Origin of the sequence: Candidatus Pantoea bituminis (assembly GCF_018842675.1) — a bacterium.
GTDB classification, from domain to species: Bacteria; Pseudomonadota; Gammaproteobacteria; order Enterobacterales; family Enterobacteriaceae; genus Pantoea; species Pantoea phytostimulans.
The window spans coordinates 145,505-163,395 of the sequence record NZ_JAGTWO010000001.1 but is presented as its reverse complement, the minus strand read 5'-3'; the positions used below and the strand labels follow the sequence as shown (position 1 = coordinate 163,395).

Annotated in this window: 15 protein-coding genes and 2 pseudogenes; 6 read left to right on the top strand and 11 right to left on the bottom strand. The window is 49.0% G+C overall.

The annotated features are described in order from the left end of the window. Positions 1–148 precede the first annotated feature (148 nt). Positions 149–853, top strand: coding sequence for an FAD-binding oxidoreductase (locus KQP84_RS25885; protein ID WP_215844833.1), 705 nt, complete (start codon positions 149–151; stop codon positions 851–853). 192 nt (positions 854–1,045) lie between these two features. Here KQP84_RS25885 and KQP84_RS00865 read toward each other — a convergent pair whose 3' ends face one another. After that, on the bottom strand, positions 1,046–2,575 hold the full coding sequence (locus KQP84_RS00865) for a Fic family protein (RefSeq protein WP_215844832.1): 1,530 nt from the start codon (positions 2,573–2,575) through the stop codon (positions 1,046–1,048). Positions 2,576–2,966: 391 nt separating this feature from the next. After that, positions 2,967–3,512 carry a MerR family transcriptional regulator gene (locus tag KQP84_RS26050; RefSeq protein ID WP_215844831.1) on the bottom strand — a complete coding sequence of 182 codons (546 nt, stop codon included), beginning with the start codon at positions 3,510–3,512 and terminating at the stop codon, positions 2,967–2,969. A 536-nt stretch (positions 3,513–4,048) separates the two neighbouring features. Here KQP84_RS26050 and KQP84_RS00855 point away from each other — a divergent pair. Beyond that, on the top strand, positions 4,049–5,068 hold the full coding sequence (locus tag KQP84_RS00855) for an alpha/beta hydrolase (protein ID WP_215844830.1): 1,020 nt from the start codon (positions 4,049–4,051) through the stop codon (positions 5,066–5,068). Between the two features lie 470 nt (positions 5,069–5,538). After that, a complete protein-coding gene (locus KQP84_RS00850; RefSeq protein ID WP_215844829.1) occupies positions 5,539–5,979 on the top strand; it encodes an Ig-like domain-containing protein in 441 nt (146 codons plus the stop codon). A 338-nt stretch (positions 5,980–6,317) separates the two neighbouring features. Here the strand turns inward: KQP84_RS00850 and KQP84_RS00845 are convergent, their stop codons facing one another. The 9 genes and pseudogenes from KQP84_RS00845 to KQP84_RS00810 all read right to left on the bottom strand — a co-directional run bounded on the left by KQP84_RS00845 (position 6,318) and on the right by KQP84_RS00810 (position 14,147). Continuing rightward, complete coding sequence (locus KQP84_RS00845) at positions 6,318–6,518, bottom strand: hypothetical protein (protein WP_215844828.1); 201 nt, start codon at positions 6,516–6,518, stop codon at positions 6,318–6,320. A 135-nt stretch (positions 6,519–6,653) separates the two neighbouring features. Further along, complete coding sequence (locus tag KQP84_RS00840; RefSeq protein WP_215844827.1) at positions 6,654–7,613, bottom strand: glycoside hydrolase family 43 protein; 960 nt, start codon at positions 7,611–7,613, stop codon at positions 6,654–6,656. Between the two features lie 400 nt (positions 7,614–8,013). Continuing rightward, positions 8,014–8,331 (bottom strand): cupin domain-containing protein, encoded by a 318-nt coding sequence (locus KQP84_RS24885; RefSeq protein WP_252515089.1) that lies wholly within the window; start codon positions 8,329–8,331, stop codon positions 8,014–8,016. Then, positions 8,325–9,179, bottom strand: coding sequence for a cupin domain-containing protein (locus tag KQP84_RS00835; protein WP_252515088.1), 855 nt, complete (start codon positions 9,177–9,179; stop codon positions 8,325–8,327). Before KQP84_RS00835 ends, KQP84_RS24885 begins: the two co-directional genes overlap by 7 nt. A 12-nt stretch (positions 9,180–9,191) precedes the next feature. Then, positions 9,192–9,983 (bottom strand): HpcH/HpaI aldolase family protein, encoded by a 792-nt coding sequence (locus KQP84_RS00830; protein ID WP_215844826.1) that lies wholly within the window; start codon positions 9,981–9,983, stop codon positions 9,192–9,194. Then, positions 9,980–10,711: an alpha/beta fold hydrolase gene (locus KQP84_RS00825; RefSeq protein WP_215844825.1), complete on the bottom strand. Its 732-nt coding sequence runs from the start codon at positions 10,709–10,711 to the stop codon at positions 9,980–9,982. Before KQP84_RS00825 ends, KQP84_RS00830 begins: the two co-directional genes overlap by 4 nt. Positions 10,712–10,736: 25 nt before the next feature. Next, positions 10,737–11,470, bottom strand: a pseudogene (locus tag KQP84_RS00820) (SDR family NAD(P)-dependent oxidoreductase). Between the two features lie 133 nt (positions 11,471–11,603). Beyond that, positions 11,604–12,803: pseudogene (gene hisD, locus KQP84_RS00815) on the bottom strand (histidinol dehydrogenase); the annotation flags it as partial. Between the two features lie 99 nt (positions 12,804–12,902). Beyond that, the gene (locus KQP84_RS00810) at positions 12,903–14,147 is read right to left on the bottom strand and encodes an MFS transporter (protein WP_215844824.1); all 1,245 of its coding nucleotides are present in this window, start codon (positions 14,145–14,147) and stop codon (positions 12,903–12,905) included. 366 nt (positions 14,148–14,513) lie between these two features. On the opposite strand from KQP84_RS00810, the gene KQP84_RS00805 reads away from it, so the two are divergent. From KQP84_RS00805 to KQP84_RS00795, 3 genes are all read left to right on the top strand, one after another. Further along, a complete protein-coding gene (locus KQP84_RS00805; RefSeq protein WP_215844823.1) occupies positions 14,514–15,584 on the top strand; it encodes a LacI family DNA-binding transcriptional regulator in 1,071 nt (356 codons plus the stop codon). Then, on the top strand, positions 15,581–16,552 hold the full coding sequence (locus KQP84_RS00800; RefSeq protein WP_215844822.1) for a nuclear transport factor 2 family protein: 972 nt from the start codon (positions 15,581–15,583) through the stop codon (positions 16,550–16,552). The genes KQP84_RS00805 and KQP84_RS00800 overlap by 4 nt, the downstream gene beginning before the upstream one ends. 199 nt (positions 16,553–16,751) lie before the next feature. Continuing rightward, positions 16,752–17,891, top strand: coding sequence for a nuclear transport factor 2 family protein (locus KQP84_RS00795; protein ID WP_215844821.1), 1,140 nt, complete (start codon positions 16,752–16,754; stop codon positions 17,889–17,891).

Here is a 17,891-nt window from a genome sequence, read left to right as displayed (position 1 = left end):
CGATTCAGAAAACGCGGATCTCTTTTGGGGGCTTCGAGGTGGCGGCGGTAATTACGGTGTTATTACTCGCTTCGAATTCCAACTCCATCCCGTTGGGCCGAACGTACTGAGTGGGCTCATCGTCTTTGCGTTTGATCAGGCAAAGCAAGTGATCTCGCAGTTCGCCCGATTCACCGAGACGATGCCGGATGAGCTCAATGTTTGGATGGTCACGCGCAAGGCACCTCCGCTACCTTTCCTGCCTGAGGCATTTCACGGGAAAGAGATGATCGCGCTCGCTCTGTGCTATGTGGGCGACCCTAAAGAGGGAGAGAAGCTTATCGAGCCGCTGCACGGGTTTGGCACGGTGCTCGGCGAGCACATCGGCGTGCAGCCTTATATCGCCTGGCAGCAGGCATTTGATCCGCTTTTGTCAAAAGGGGCACGCAACTACTGGAAGTCTCACAACTTCTCGCAAATCAGTGACGGTGTTATCGATGCCATTATCGAATACGCGGCCAGATTACCGTCACCTCAGTGTGAGATATTTATCGCAACAATAGGAGGCCAGACAGCCAGCGTAGCGCCCGAGGCAATGGCCTACTCAAGCCGGGATGCCAATTACGTGATGAATGTGCACGGTCGCTGGGAGACCGCCGCCGAGGATGCACACTGCATCGCCTGGGCGCGCGAATTCTTCGCTAAATCACAACCGTTTGCCAGCAGTGGTGTTTACATCAACTTTCTCACCGAAGAGGAGACCGACCGTATTTCTTTCGCTTACGGAGCCACCTACAATCGACTGGTGGAGCTTAAGAATAAGTACGACCCGACGAATCTCTTTCGGATGAATCAGAACATCAAGCCGGTATGAGGCCAGGTATTGCGCCTGACAACAGTATGTAGCCCGCACGCTACGCATACTGAAGATGCTAAACGTTAGGCGCAGTAACAATGCACTTTTGTTGGCCAGGTTTTGCCAGGCGGCAGCTTTTTAGGGGTTAAGATGGTCTCAACGTCATTCTCATTTGAAACAGCCGCTTGTCCGTAAAAGCCACTTCTAACGCTAAATGTCATCATCCTCAAAAGCGGATCTCACGGCATCCACAACGCGTTGCGCGCGCGTTATATCCTCAAGCTGTGGATAATTCTTTTTCAGTTTGCCGGATAGCCGCCAGCCGTTTTCTTTCAGTGAACGGATGATGCGATTGGCATCCTGATCCGGCATTTCAAGCACGTCTTTGAGTCGCTCTTGTGCCTTCTGGAAAATCACCAGAACTCTGGCTTCATCAGCCATTTCAGTGCGCACCGTATGCTCAATCACACGGGCGGTATACAGCACATGTTCTGTTAAGTCGGGATAGCGCCAGGCGAAACGTGCATCCTCATAATCAGTGAAATAGAAGTTACTCGGCGTGCCGTCTTCATAGTGAATAATCTTACCAAAACGATACGAGGTTGCGTATCTGCGCATCAATCGCTTCGAAAAAACTTCAAGCGTACGATCATACCCAACGCGAAAATTCAGTGAGCTGGTGATGGTGGCAGAGACCGGCAGAATGACGCCATCCGGCACTGCGCGATCGCGTATTAAGGTATCGTTAATTAAAAAACGATGAATACGGCCATTCCCATCGCGCATCGGATGAATGTAAACGAAGCCAAAGGCGATAACGCCAGCGCGGGCCAGAGGCTCAGCACCTCGTGTAGCCAGCTCAAATTCTTTAAGTCCATTCATGAATTCCGGGACATCTTCAAACTGCGGGGCAACGTAATGGACGATGTCTTCACGCATCGTTGCTTGCCCAACAAAAACGGGTGAACGCCGCAAACCCAATCCCAGTGCATCATGCCCGAGTATTCCCTTTTGCAGGGCATGCAGGCTGGTATCGTTTAGAGGATCGTCAATCTGACCACAATATTGAGCAATAACATGGGCAAACCGCTGTATACGATCTGCCTGATCGGCTTCTTTCTCTATGAGAAAACTGGCTCGGGACTCTTTGAAGGTGAGCCAACTGGCTGTGCGCATCAGGATATCCGCGCCGAAAATGTTATCTAAATCGGCCAGTGCGGCTGTCACATCAAACGATAACGCCGTCTTTACTGCGGGTGTACGACGAACGAATGGGCAGAAACCGGCTGACCCCGGCAAATTGTCATTGATGCGCCAGCGTTTCGCTCTTTTTACTGCGGTTCGCGTGAGATATTTTTTAGGTGAAATAGCATCGACATAGCCTCCATTTGTCACATCCGGCACATTCAATGTCACGCCTGTCAGCCATTCATACAGAAACCCCGTTCGGCGAGCATATTGCCCAAAAGGCTCGCGCCGACACCACATCTCGATGGGTTCAGGACCGGTTGCGGTAAAAAGTCTGGCAAAGAACTCCAGATGAATCTCTTCGTATTTGAGTCCAAACTCAAAGTGACCGGAGAAATCGTCATTAGGGCGATAACTTGGCGGATATTTGTTTTCTACGCGGTCATTACTGTCATGGCTGCTTCGTACTGTGCCAATAGATGACTCAACACGCAGAGGCTGAGCCAGCTCAATCCCATAATGTTTTGAAAGCGCTTTGAAACCCACCAGCATCGACCAAACTCCCTAACACTTGAATAAAAATGATAATGAAATAGAAATCTACCGCGAAAACGATAACAGGGCGAGCGGGTAAGCGATAAATAAAGTGTAGATTTGTTAATAAAATCGGTTTTATGAATGAAAACGATAACACGTTGATGGATGAGCTTAACGAGTGATGGATTTATTCGCAGAGAAAAGGGGGCTTAAGGCACAGAATGCATTCAGACCGAGGCGTTTATAAGTGAGCGGGTTCATGAAATAGCGAACGAGTGATCAATCGGTTTTTGCCAGGCGAGTGAGCGTCCCTGCTCTTGCTTCACCCCAAAAGCGGCTATGGATAGGTGAATAAGACTGACCGTAAAGGCGAGAGTGCAATGCGGAGCCGTAGCAACACCGGTCTTCAGGAATTCAGATGTCGGAGGCAACGAGTCGTCCTTGTGGAATAATGCTTGATAAGCTCCGCCATATTCAGCACGGGTTTAACATGTTCTAAACCCTGTTTTGCTTTGATCAACCGCAGCGCATGACTGAGCAGACAGGTAACACAACGGGCGCGCAATTCCTCCCTGTTACCGCTACAAAGCCATCGAACCAATGGAGTAAGCATGAAGGCTAAAACATCGCCCGGGCTGTAGCGGGTATAGAGTTTCCACAGGTAACGTGACCGCGTTTCATCTGTTCCATACTGAAGGTGAATAATAAATTCCTGTCTACGCAATTCCCAGCCGCTGGGGCGGTAATGCCATGACTCGTTAAGCAATGTAGAGATTTCACTGAGCGTGTCACCGGATGACGTGAGCGCGCGGACGACCCTGATTTGCGCAACCTGTGACTCACTGTAGCCTTCTGAGCAAGGAGGTTTAATGAGTGAAGCTGTCTGCCAACTGGTGAGCGTTGCAGGAAGGATGCCAGTCATACGACAGACAGTTGAAGTAGGAATAAACAAACCGGTTATCTCCGTCAGGCTAAACAAGGTTACTCAGCCTGCCTCAGTGCCTGACGAGGAAAATTGATTTTGCTCAAAGTAAATTACCTTCCGTTATTTATTACCTTGCAATTGAGAATAATCCGACCGCAGTTTTTGACGTAAATCACATGACTTGCCAGAAGCATAAACTCACCTAAAAACGCCGCATTTAGCCAGCTTATACATAACCGCAGCCGCCCGATATGGCCGGAATAGTCCGTTATACGAGTAAAAAAACGGCTTTTATCGACAGATAAGTAAAACGTATCGATGCCATCAATATGTCGAGAATATACGTTAGCGAAGAACTAAAATTAAGATAACTATCTGAATATAGGGTTAATTATAAAAATAAAGGATGAGGGTGCTCAAGAGGAAACAAGGGGCAAATGACGAGAGAGACTCGTTAGTATTAAATCGTGCGCTACTTAATAGTTTACAACTTAGAAGCGGCATGCCACTATTCAAAAACTAAATAGCGCACTACTTAATAGCAAGCAATTAGAGGGGAAGTAATGAAAATGAAAATGACCGCCGGCGCTTTACTTTTAGCAAGTCAGGTCGTGAATGCATGGGCCGCACCTGTTGAGAATATTCCCCAACCTACCGCTGGCGTAGCGGCCTTTCTGAAGGTGCTGAACAGCGGTAACGGAAAACCGATTGAGCAACTGTCACCTAAAGACGCACGTGCCGTATTAACCGGTGCCCAGGAAGGGGTGGTATTACCGCCCGCAGAGATTTCCGAGAAAACAATTAATGTGCTGGGTAAACCGCTGAAACTGACCATCGTAAAACCTGCCAACGTCAAAGGTACCTTACCCGTATTTATGTTCTTCCACGGCGGCGGTTGGGTACTGGGCGATTTCCCAACCCATGAACGACTGGTGCGCGATTTAGTGAATGAATCCGGTGCAGCAGCGGTGTTTGTGAATTACGATCCATCACCCGAAGCCCATTATCCCGTAGCGATTACGCAGGCATATGAAGCAACAAAATGGGTAGCTGAGCATGGCGCTGAGATCGGAGTCGATGGCAAGCGACTGGCTCTGGTCGGTAACAGTGTTGGTGGGAATATGGTCGCTGCTGTCGCGTTGCAGGCGAAGCAGTTCAAAACTCCGGCTATTCGCTACGATGTTATGTTTTGGCCGGTAACCGATGCCCGCTTTGATGATGCTTCCTATGAACAGTTTGCTGAGGGCCATTTTCTGACGAAAAACATGATGAAATGGTTTTGGGACAGCTACACAACGTCAGAAACTGATCGGAATAATATTCTGGCATCGCCGCTGCGTGCCACCTCCGATCAGCTGAAAGGATTGCCGCCTACGTTGATTCAAACAGCGGAGTTGGATGTATTACGTGACGAAGGTGAAGCCTTTGGCCGTAAGCTTGATGCCGCTGGCGTACCCGTTACTGTGACGCGTTATAATGGCATGATTCACGATTATGGATTATTAAATGCATTGAGTAAGGAACCAACAGTGCGCACCGCGATCAGCCAAGCCTCTTCTGAATTAAAGCAACATCTGGAATAAATCAGTAGGGTTGCACGTTGCGGTGAGCGTAACTTCCTGCAAATTTTAGCTTTTTGTTAACATGGCTTGAATTCGGTACTAAAACGGGCTCAGGCTATTTTTTTGAATTTTTATTCATCCATAAATGCCATAACTGATAACTTTTCTCTTGATGAAACTAACTGAACTAATGCTGAGAAGCATGAATAAACATAATGCGGATGAGATATTTCCTGGAAATTGTCAAAAAGAGCACGCGCCATTAAAATAAAATCGTATTTTTAATACCGACGCCTACAAAAATCGTGAAAAGGATGACGCTGGCGAAAAATATTCGAAGCGTTTCATCAATAATAATATTGCGCCAGTCTAACCTTTTTGAGCGATCTGGAACGACCTTTCTTAATTGCAGAATAGTCTTGCCTTTTTTTGGGCGTTTATTCGTAATAATTCAGGTGCTTTTTTAATGGTTTGGATATCAAAGGAAAGTTATGAACAGTAAGTCAAGCAACAATATGGCTGGTGGTCTTATACCGCAAATTCTATCCAGCTTCACGGCTCTATCCGATAAGAGCGCTATATTATCGCGTGACACGACATTGTTTTTACGCCCATGGTTAACGGGAACAGCAGAGCCAAACAGCATTGTTAATATACAAGTAAACGCACAGCCGATTGGTCAGGTCAATTCAGATAAAACAGGTCATTGGACATTTGCATTGCCTTTGCAGGTTAATGCCAAACAAGTTTTTACTGTTTCATCTAAAGAAACAGGCGCAACAAGTGCTCCATTCACAATTACCCTTTTACCTGAGCGCCAATTGAATAAAGATCACAAAAGTTACGCGTTGAAGAATGAACCTCTGCTTCCAGTGCCCGACGTTCCTGCCGCTTGCGGCGGTTTTTTTGCCGGATTAACGATAAAAGAGTGAAGGAAAAAGGATGTTTCGCTTATTAACGGACCTGTGTTTTTTGAGTCTTCTTGGTTTAGCCGCGCTGCAGTCGCTCAGGCGGGCGTAATTATCAGAAGGTTGTCCCCATTGCTGTTGGAAAGACCAACACCAAAGCTACATTTACCATGGCGTATAATTAAGCAACGCATCACCGCATGGCGTATCAAAACCTGTTGTCGGCGGCACAACATGCTGGTGATAGGGAATACCGACATCACCCACGCAACGCGTAAGATTTTTAAATGGCTGGCATTAACTCGGCAGGTAAGTACAACGTACGGAAGAAAGGAATGGCTGTACGACAGGAAAGGACTATTTCAGGGGCATTCCCTTGCCCAGACAGTCGCATTCGTCTTCATCGCCATGTTATTGTTTACCGCCGTTCTGGCCTGTATTGACAGAAACATTATGATTATTGGTGAAATTACCTCCGCTTTTTTTACCCCTTTTTTCACCTCATCTTTGGCTTTTGCCGGATGCTCTGCAAAATCATCTTTACCACCACGATGTTTAGACATGATTGACCTCTTTATGATTATCAAACTGATAAATGCTCATAAATAGACGAGCTACATAGATAGCGTAGCCCCTATCGAAGAGGTCTGCACAGAGACACGTTGCACTGACGACAGCACGTAATTTTGGCATCTGGCTTAAGGCTTGTGGGTATGGTTTTCTGCTGGCGGCAAGCCAAAATCCGGCATACCGTCTGCGCGCCAGTTAAAATATTTCAGACGGGTATGTCGGCTCGGATCAATCAGTGCATCTCCCTTCATCCCCGTATGGTTACGGGTGTGATAAATCAAAACATCCCGACCTCGCTCATCCACTGTAAAGCAGCAATGTCCTGGGCCAAACTGCTTGTTTTCCCAGCTCGAGCTGAATACCGGATTAGCCAGTTTTATCCAGTTATTACGCTGCAACGGGTCTGCATCAATATCAATCCACAGTAGGCCCATGCAGTAACGCTCATCGGTTGCGCCTGCGGAGTAGGCGACAAAAAGACGATTATTATGAATCAGCGTTGATGGCGCTTCATTCACACTCGCGCCCGCCTTTTCCCACGCATATTCAGGGCAGGACAGCAGTAGCGGCTGACCTTTTATCGTCCAGGGATTACTCAATTCCGCCAGATAAAGACAGGAGTTACCGGGAACTGCGGGATTCTTTTGCGCCCATAGGAGCCAGTTTCTTCCTTGATGCTGACAGTAAGTAGCATCAAGCGAAAAAGTATCAAGCGGGGTAATAATCTGGTGACAGGAATGCCATCGCCCCTTTAGCGGATCGGCGTCATCGCAAAGCAGGGCATACATGCGATGCTGGAACAGACCATCAACATAGTCACGTGACGGGGCAGCGGCAAAATAGAATACCCAACGATCATCTACCCGATGCATTTCTGGCGCCCAGATAAGCTGACTTAAAGGACCGCTATCGGGTTTATGCCAAACTGTAACCGGTTTGGCTTCCCGCAGTCCTTCCAGTGTGTTCGCGTGGCGGATCTCAAGTCCGTCATATTCTGGAACGGATGCAGTGAAATAATAGTCCTGCCCGCAGTGCAGAATAAAAGGATCGGCGCGTTGCGTAATAAAAGGATTGGGCCATGTTTTCATTATTGTCCCCTCGGAACAGGTCCCGAAGCACTCAAAGGGTATAGAAAAAGGTTTGTTTTTTATCAATGTATTCAGTCAATTGAAAATGCAGTTAAAGGGATAGAAGTAAAGTATCAGGCAGAAAATGCATTCTCACAATCTGCCCAACGCTTTAGTGTCAAATGGTTTGGATAAAGGGTGAGGGGCAGGCCATACAGAACGGGCTTAACCCGTGAGGAAACAGCGATGATTGATGTGAAATCGTTCCCGGTTTTTTGGGTAGAGTAGTAATCGGTCCTGACTTTGTCACCCAGCGCTTCAGCCGCCGCTAACGCTTTTGCTCTTATTAACCGCGTAACTGCTTATCTCAGAGCAGTTACGCGAACATTTTCAGCTGAAATTCACAATGAACACAGCTCGGCTAGTCAGCATAAGCTATTTTCTCACCGGCGCGGCGGGCTGTAGCAGGTAATAAACTGGCCTTGGCCACGTATCCATCTGGATCCAGACAGCAATCCATCTCCAGCGCTTGCTTGATGATCTCTTGATCCCAGATGACTCTTTTGCGCTGATCGCCTTGAGTCGTTAGCGTCGCTTCCATTACGCCATCAAGGGCGCGATATTGGCGCCAACTGCCGGCAGGCACAGAAATCACGGATCCTTCTTCTGCCATGATCGTAACCTCCTCACCTCGGCGATTAAAGGTCACTTCCAGCGTACCTTTGAACACCATCAGCACCTGAATATCCTGGCAGCAATGCAAACCAACACGATGCTGATCCTGAATGCGCAACCACTCAACGGTGAATCCATGTGGATTGTGGATGGGGGTGCACTGTTGCGGTCTTGCGACATCCCATAACCGATAACCGGTGCCAATTCGCCACCGTGCCCCGGTAAGATGGAATCCAGCAAGGCATTTTCGGACCATTTACGCTGCTCGCCAGTGACTGCCCGTTGGCTCATCTCTTCTATAGAATAGTCACGCAGCGCAGCGATATGTTCTGCGCCCAAAGGTTGCAGCAGATCGGCTTTATCGGGGAGGACATCGCCCGCCTCAAGATCAATAAGCATATTGTCGCGACTGAGGTACAAGCCATATTCACGCGCGGCCTCTAAAATCGACGGATGCCAAATAATGCCGCCGGTGTTATTACCGCCCAGCACGGTAAATACCATGCCGTTGGTATCTTGCGGACTCACGTTAGTAAAACCACGGAAAATCCATGTAGGGATCGACAAAATGGCTGGCGCACTAAATTCCGCTTCATGCTCGCCATTCGCACCCCAGCGAAAGCGCCAACTGCCCTCATGGATCAGGAATACCTCAGCAGTAAAATGCAGATGCAGGTTGTTAGTCACACCTTTCGGCATCGCAGCGGCACCAATGTTAAAACCATGCGGTTCTGGAATGTTGACGACCTGAGACGCTGACTGCGTGACGCCAGGCCCAATAAAAGAGTAGTTCTGCTTAAGATGTGAGCCCGGCAGTTTGCAGTCAATAAACGCTACGCTGCAAGACACGCGATCTTCAGGTCGGACTAAACGGCGATATGCTTCTTGTTGAGTCAGAGTTACGTTTTGCATTTTTCTCTCCCATTAATATCCAGATGATCCGCTGACAGGCGGTGTTTCCCCTCGCGTTAATGCGATGGCAGTGCGGGCAGCAGCGCCGAGCTGCATCACATCATTAGCGGGAGTGACAAAGTGAAAGCCTTGCGTCAGGCGATGAGCCGCAGCCTGACCCGATGTGCAAAAGATTCCAGCAAGTTTTTTATGCGCACGGCAGCGGTTCAATACGTGCTCTATGGCAGCCAGCATCGCGGGATGCTGAGACTCGGCACTCGCACTGCCGGTCAGCGTTAGAGAAAGGTCATTGGGGCCGATAAAAATCCCGTCCAGCCCATTGGTATCGAGAATGCTATCTAAATTATCCAGTGCTTCGCGCGTCTCAATCATTGCCAGCGTCAGGATCTCTTCATTGGCATGCTGCGGATAATCTTTGCCGCCATAGAGCAGTGCGCGTGCCGGGCCAAAAGATCGATTGCCCAGCGGCGGATAGCGACATGCCGAGACAAATTGTGCCGCCTGCTGAGCGGTGGATATCATCGGGCAGATAATTCCCCAGGCACCGGCGTCAAGCATGCGCATGATGTGTGCCGGATCATTGTTACTGACACGCGCCAGCGGCGTTGCAGGCGTGGCGGAAATTGCCTGTAGCATTGACAGTGCGCTGGCAAAATCGATCATGCCATGCTGCATATCGACGGTGACAGAATCGTAGCCCTGATGTCCGGCGATTTCGGCGCTGTAACCTGAAGGAATAGCCAGCCAACCGTTGATAATGGGTTGTTGCTGACAAAAGGCTGCTTTCAGCGGATTTCTTCTCAAGATTGTGACTCCTGTATCCAGTTGCGCATGAAGTTAGCCACCTGTTGAGGCGCTTCGAGGGGTAAGAAATGGCCGCATTCAGGTAAGGTTATCCAACGTGCATGCGGTACGGCCTTGGCGATAGCCAGGTGATGTTGTGGCGTGCATATAACGTCATGCGCGCCGTTAAGAATTAAGGTGGGTGCAGCAAATGAGGCGAGTAATTGGCGGTGATCTTCACGAGAAATAGCCACTTCTGTTTGGCGCGCTAAAGTTTCGAGCCCGCTCTCCTCGGCCATCTGGACAACGGTACGATAAAGCAATGTGTCATTTAGACGATGAGGAGCAACATAGCGCGGCCACAATGTGTCAGTGAGCCAGCGCGTCATACCTTGATTAGCCGCTTCGCGTACGGCAGCACGGCGCCTCTCTGCATTATCGGGCGCGTCGCGAAACGGATTAACGGATAAAAGCGCCAGCTTCGCAATGCGCTCTGGTGCCAGAACCAGCATGTGCAAGGCCACAATGCCACCCAGAGAAAACCCCGCTAAGCAGAAGCGCAAAGGCAGAACGCCAAGCAGCTCACTTGCAAGCGCATGAGCGGAGTCGGCATTATTGAGGCTATAACAGCGAACGTGACTGACATTGAGCTGTTCTGTCACCGGCTGCCACAACCGATCATTGCACAGGGTTCCGCTAAGCAGCACCAGCGGCGCGTTATGATTTTCCAGTAAGGGTGCCGTCTTCATGTTGCCGTCCATCCGCCGTCAACCATCAGCGACGTTCCGGTAATGAGCGCTGAAGCAGGCGACGCCAAAAAACCACAGGTCCCATAATATCTTCCAGCGTGCCCACTCTGTTCAGCTTGATGTTGTCCAGCACATAACGATTAAACGCGGCATCAGCCAGATTGGCGCGAGACATCTCGGTAACAATAAATGTCGGGCATAACGTGTTAACGCGAATACCCAACTCGCCAAGCTCCAGCGCCATGGTTTTCGTTAACCCTTCAAGCGCGAATTTGGATGCACAATAAACGCTGCGTTCTGGGCCACCGACATGCCCCATTTGTGAGGAGATATGAATGATTGAACCTGCGATTTGGCGCATTTTCATGCGCTGAGCAACCTGCTGGCTGATAAAAAAGTTGCCCGTAAGTTCAACGCCATCACTGCGTCAAAATTCGCTTCGCTGACCTCAAGAAACGGCTGATGGCGTGCAAGCCCCGCGCTGTTGACCAGAATGTCGAAATCGGGGAGTGTTTCCAGCACCTCGCTGACGCGCGCTGTATCGGTAATATCCAGCGTCACGCTGTTGAGTCGCAAACCTTCTGCTGCGGCACTTTTTACGGCGTCGTGAAGTTGATCTGCCTGGCGCGCCATGATCCATACTTCTGCACCCGCACTCGCCAGCGCTATCGCCGCAGCAAAGCCAATACCGCGGGAACCGCCGGTAACTAACGCCCGACAGTGATCGAGACGGAACGTCGGAGTGCGAGGAAATGCCATCCTCATAAGGCTTTCTCGCTCTCTGCCGCCGGAACCGAGCCTGCATAAGGCACTTCTTTTTGCCGTAGCGGCGTACGCGAATATTGGCCTGTTCAGCATGACCTGAAAATCCTTCTAACTGGCACAAGCGCGAACAGTAACTGCCAATTTCTGTCGTTGCTTCATCACTCAGGACTTTTTGCCAGGTGCAGGTTTTCATGAATTTTCCAACCCATAGTCCGCCGGTGTAACGCGCCGCTTTTTGGGTTGGAAGGGTATGATTGGTGCCGATCACTTTGTCGCCATACGCTACATTGGTGCGAGGGCCAAGAAACAATGCGCCGTAGTTGGTCATGTTGGTAAGAAACCAGTCGTCGCGGGAGGTCATTACCTGTACATGTTCCGATGCAATACGGTCAGCTTCCTGCAGCATCTCTTCATAGCTACTGCAAACAATCATTTCGCCATAATCGCGCCAGGCCTGACGGGCTATTTCAGCCGTAGGCAATTTTTCCAGTAAACGTTCAACTTCACGCAAGGTTTCCTGCGCCAGTTGTAGTGAATTCGTCAGTAAAATGGCAGGCGTAGTAACGCCGTGTTCGGCTTGTCCTAGCAGGTCGGTGGCACAGATTTCAGCATCCACGCTTTCATCGGCGATGATTAATGTTTCCGTTGGCCCAGCAAACAGATCGATCCCGACGCGGCCAAATAACTGGCGTTTAGCTTCGGCTACAAACGCATTGCCTGGGCCGACCAGCATATCCACAGGCGCAATGGTGTCAGTGCCCAGCGCCATCGCACCAATTGCTTGAATGCCACCTAACGCGTAGATCTCAGTTGCACCCGCCATCGCCTGTGCCGCCACAATTGCCGGAGCGGGTTGACCTTTAAACGGAGGTGCACAACTAATAATGCGCGAACAGCCAGCAACGTTAGCAGTGATAATCGACATATGCGCAGAAGCCAGCAGTGGATATTTTCCACCGGGCACGTAACAGCCCACCGCATTAATGGGGATATTTTTATGACCGAGAATAACGCCGGGACGTGTTTCAATTTCGAGATCAGTCAGGCAATTTCTTTGCGCACTGGCAAAATTAAAAACCTGCTGCTGGGCAAACTCAATATCTTTAATATCCTGACGGCTTAATTGCTTGATACAGGCATTAATTTCCTGCTGCGACAAACGGTAATCGCGACGATCATAATTATCAAACTTAATGGATAATTCGCGTATCGCTTCATTACCGCGTTGCTCTATATCTGCAAGCGTATTTTCAACAACAATACTGATCTGTTTATTGGCCTGTTGGCGTTCAGATAATGATTTACTGGTTTTTAAATAGTGCGCCATGACGTTGTCCTCTCCTAATGAGTACGTGACTGTCCCGCCCAATGAAATGGGTGAAGGGAAAGCGTTAATTAAAGAGAAAGTTAAATATGAACAGTGCAGTTAAATCTTATTCGCATAATCCTGTGCGCCTGAGATTATGGGTGCTTTATCGCCTTGAACATTTACCTGCCGCTGATTAACACTTCGTACGGCTAGCGGCGTCAATAGGGCAGCCACCACGCAAAGCGCGCCAATCATGAGATAGCCGGAGGCTAAATTAATGTGCTGCAACATAAAACCCATCGCAACGGGTCCGAGAAACATACCGCAGGAGTAAATCGTCTGAAATAACCCCATTCGTGTGGATTGTTCCGACTCAACGGTATTGACCACGCTCAATGACATGAATACGGCGAAAGCCATGCCGAACGAGAAACCCGCCATCGCCTGCCACAAATAGATGATGTACATATTCGTAGTGAAGGGGATGCCAATAGTGGAAATAACCTGCAGGGAAATACCAATCACTGCGGTATTCACTAAACCCAGGCGTTTGTAGAAAACGGAACTGCACAATCCAATAGCCAGTGCGTAGAAAATAAGATGCAGATTACTGAGCAGGGTGAGTACAACGGCCTGCGCGCCAAGTTGCTGGGCATAAATCGGGGTTAAGGTATCTCGGGTAGCAAAGGGCACCAATATCACAATGGTGGCCAGCAGGCCGATAAACCATACTGAAGAATCTGATAGCTGGCGCTTTGCGCTGCTTAAACATGCTTTTAACGTAGGCGCACGGGCTGCATCGTGAAACTCCTTAATACGAAATGTCAGAATCAGCGCCAGAAGTGCCGAGACACTGGAGATGAAGTAGCTGATGTTCTTGTCGAAGTAGTGAATCAACACCCCGCCAATACAGTTACCGATGAACACACCCAAGGGGCCAGCCAGCGCCAGCAAAGCGACGGCAGCAGGTGCCTCTTTTTTATCAAAATAGCGAATGAACAGAATGTTATAGAGAACCCAGGTTGCAGCAGTAAAACCATCTGCGGCCTTTGCGAGATACAGCGTCACGGCGCTGGGTTCGAAGTAAGCAATCGGCCAGGTCACCAGGGGCAACAGCAGGCTGAACTGAATAAAAATTTTCCGGCTTCTTACGACATCCGACAATATTCCAATGGGGAAACGAACAAGCAGCGTCGCTAATCCGCTGGCACCCATAATCATTCCCACCACTTCAGGTTGCATTCCTTCGGTAATCAACATCGGTGCAAGGAACGCATCAATACTGTGGATGCAGATAAAGAAAAGTACGCTAATAGTAAAAAACAAACTGACTTCAGGTCGTCTAAACAGTGCACGAAACATGGCGGTGAACCTCTTGAAGATTAATGGGTTATAACCAATCAAGTACGGCATTAACCGGTGAAATCGTTGATTGCGATTTCGCGTAACCGGTAAAACTGACGGCGTTTTTTTATCATATGCATACGTATTCAAAGCCCGACGTTACGGAAAGGTTTCAGTTTTGTAAACCCTGACAATGTAAATGTGAAAAAAATAATTTGGCCGCTTGCATACGCATGCAAGAATGGTGTAAGTATAAAAAACAGGCACGTCAACGGAAGAGCAATATGCTGGGTAGGGGATTGTCCTGAACCTCATTGCACTCATTTAAATCTTTGTTTAAACAGGATGATTATCGTTGCGGAATGTAGATAAGGAAGAGTAGCAATGAAACGTAAGACTTTTGGGCCGGTAACATCGCAGCAGGTGGCGCAGATCGCGGGTGTATCACAATCGGCGGTATCTCGAACATTTACGCCAGGCGCCAGCATTTCACCAGCCACGCGTGAAAAAGTACTGCAGGCTGCACGCGAACTGGGTTATCGACCAAATGCAATTGCCCGTTCACTGAATACCGCACGTTCGCGCATTGTCGGTGTGGTGATGTCCTATTTCGATAATCAGTTTTATCCGCAGGTACTGGAAGCACTGGCCCAAAAACTAGATGAACTGAACTACCACTTGCTGCTGTTTGTTGGTGATCGCGATGGAAATGCTGACCGAATTTTTGACCAAATTATGCAATATCGAGTAGACGGCATTGTGCTGGCCTCAGTTTCGTTGTCGATCGAGCTTTCTGATGAGTGCCTCGCCGCCGGTATTCCTGTCGTGATGTTTAATCGCAGTGAAGAAAATACTACTGCATCAAGCGTGAATACAGACAACGAAGCGGCCGCCCAGCAGATTGCTGAGTTTTTGATCGCAGGTCAGCATCAACGTTTCGCTTACGTTGCTGGGCTGGCGGATTCTTCGGTCAACATGGCCCGGCAGAATGCATTTGTTAATACCTTACACAGTCACGGAATTCAGGATATTCGCGTCGTGCAAGGTGATTATGATGCGCAAAAGACCGCACAAGCGGCTTGTGCATTATTCTCCTCGCCGCAGCCGCCGGATGCGATTTTCGCTGCAAATGATCATATGGCGTTGACGGTAATGGATGTCGCCCGTTTCAAATTTAGCCTGCGTATTCCTGAAGATCTGTCCGTGATCGGCTATGACGATACCGGTCCTTCGGGCTGGCCTTCTTATGCATTGACGTCTGCCTCACAGCCCGTCAATGCCATGGTCAATGCCACCATAGCGCTGTTGATGAAACAAATTGAGAGTGAAAATATTGAGCCGGAACAGGTTGTTGTTCCTGGTGTACTGGTGGTGCGCCATTCTGCAAGGCGTCCACAGTTTGGCATTATTGAAAAAGACGGGCTGTCTCTCTTCAAACCGCAGGAGGTTGAATGACCAGGTTGCCGGGCTTTAGCCCTCAGTTTGATTCTATACAGCAGTTTATTCTGACGCTGACCCATCAGGTTTGGGAGCAAAAAGATATTGGCCAATTGGCGGATTTTTATGCAACGCCAGTGGTTTTTCATACGCCAGAAAAGCAGCTAAACGACCTCTCACAGTTTATGCGTCTGACACTGGAAGCCATGCACAGCTTTCCGCAACGCACGGTATTAACCGAAGATATTTTGTGTACGCACACGCCACAATATGAATATTACGCCGCCCAACGTACGCTGGCCTGTATTCAGCATCAGGGCGAGGGATTCTTTGGTAAACCAAGCGGAAAATCGGTTTGGTTGCGTACCTGGGCCGATCGCGTTTGCGCTGAAGGCGCAGTGCGACAGGAATGGCTGCTACAAGACAGAGCCGCCATCGTCTCGCAAATTGGATTGGATGTGCGGGAATTTGCCCAGCATCTCGCCAACGGCCGCCGTGAGGCTGGACTGGAAAATGTCACTGCAGAAGAGATGGATGCCCGCTGGGCAGGGGGACCAGAAGGCGATGATGTTGAAGGTCCGCTGGCTGGTCTGATAGAACGTTATTTATCGATGTGGGCGGGTGGCAATAGCGGTGTCGTGCCGGGTCTTTATCATCCCGCAGCGACCCTTTTTGGACCCGGCCATGTTTTGCGTACCGGCGAGCAGGATATTGGCGGTTTTCTTTCCGGTTATCGTGCTTCATTCGCCGATAACGAAACGCAACTGCATCATCTTGTGGTCCGTCGTGATGCCAATGAGCCGGTACGTCTGTCGCTGCGTTGGTCAATGCTTACCTGGCACGACGGGTATGGCAAATTTGGCGTACCCACACGGCGACCAATTTCTATTACCGGAATCACCCAACTTGAGTTACGCGATGGTTTAATTATTCGTGAATACCTGGGTATTGATGAATTAGCTATTTGGTCACAAATCCTGAATTAATCTTGCAGGCTTAATGTCGGGGATATTATTCCCCGAAAAAAATAGAATATCTGATTTTGGTAATTAATTTATCAGGTATTCCTGCTGTCTGAATATTTAAATTAAACATTATCGCCATTGGTAGGTGAGGGCTTTCTTTACCGCTAAACAATGGTCACTGTAAATAACCACCATGCACTTATATAAAGCAGGAGTTCATATGTCTTCAACTGAAACCACGAATAAAGCCCCGATAACTTCAGATAAAAGCACTGTAAAATCGAACCGAGATGAACCTGTATTACAAGTAGAGCGACGTGACTTTATTGATCTCGTCCCAGAAAAGCGCCCCCGCGTTCAGTCATTAAGAGGCTTCGATGATTGCTATACCGATATTGTCGATTACATTGTGCGCTGCACGCATAAAATATGGGATGAACGTGATGTCGGATTAATTTATACACATTATACGCACAACTGCGTTTTATATAACGCACTCGGCACCATGTATACCCGCGAGCAAGTGGTTCAGGATACGTTGCAACGCCTCATTGCTTTTCCAGAACGTCGCGGGATGGCGACGCAGGTTATCTGGAACGGCAACGACGTTGAAGGATTTTATACTTCGCATCTGGTGACCGGCAGTGGTCGCCATACGCAGTATAGCCATCTTGGTAAACCGACTAATCGTACATATGTAACCCGCACGGTGGCGGACTGCATGATTTACGAGAACAAGATCTATCGCGAGTGGGTAGTGAGCGACAACATGTCGATGATGCGACAACTCGGTCTGGATACTGACGCGGTAGCTTATGGCATGGCCAAAGAGCAATTTGATAAGGGCTTTCGTGTCACAGATATCGGCGAGAATCGACGTATGTTGGGGCAGTATCCACCGGAAATGGAATGCGATACTTCCATTGCTCACACGGACACAGAAGAACAGTGCTTACGCTGGCTGCACGAAATCTATAACCGCCGCATGCTCGGTAAAATTAAAGAGGTTTACGCACCGACTGTGCAGTGGCATGGCCCATTAATGAAAGAGTTATACGGTCAGGCAGCGGTGATCCACCAGACGCTGGCACTGATTGGCATGATCCCTGATGGTGCGTGGATGCCGCAACACATTTGCTCCAATCCCTGCGATGAAGGCGGTACGAAAGTGGCAATTCGCTGGATTATGGAAGGCCATCACTTGGGTTACGGCGAGTTAGGCAAACCCACCGGTGAACGTCTGTTCGTGATGGGCATGTCTCACTATCACATTATCAACGGCAAAATCGTTGATGAATGGGTGGTATATGACCACCTGGCCATGCTGGCGCAAATCAAACTGGGACAAATGGAGGAGTAA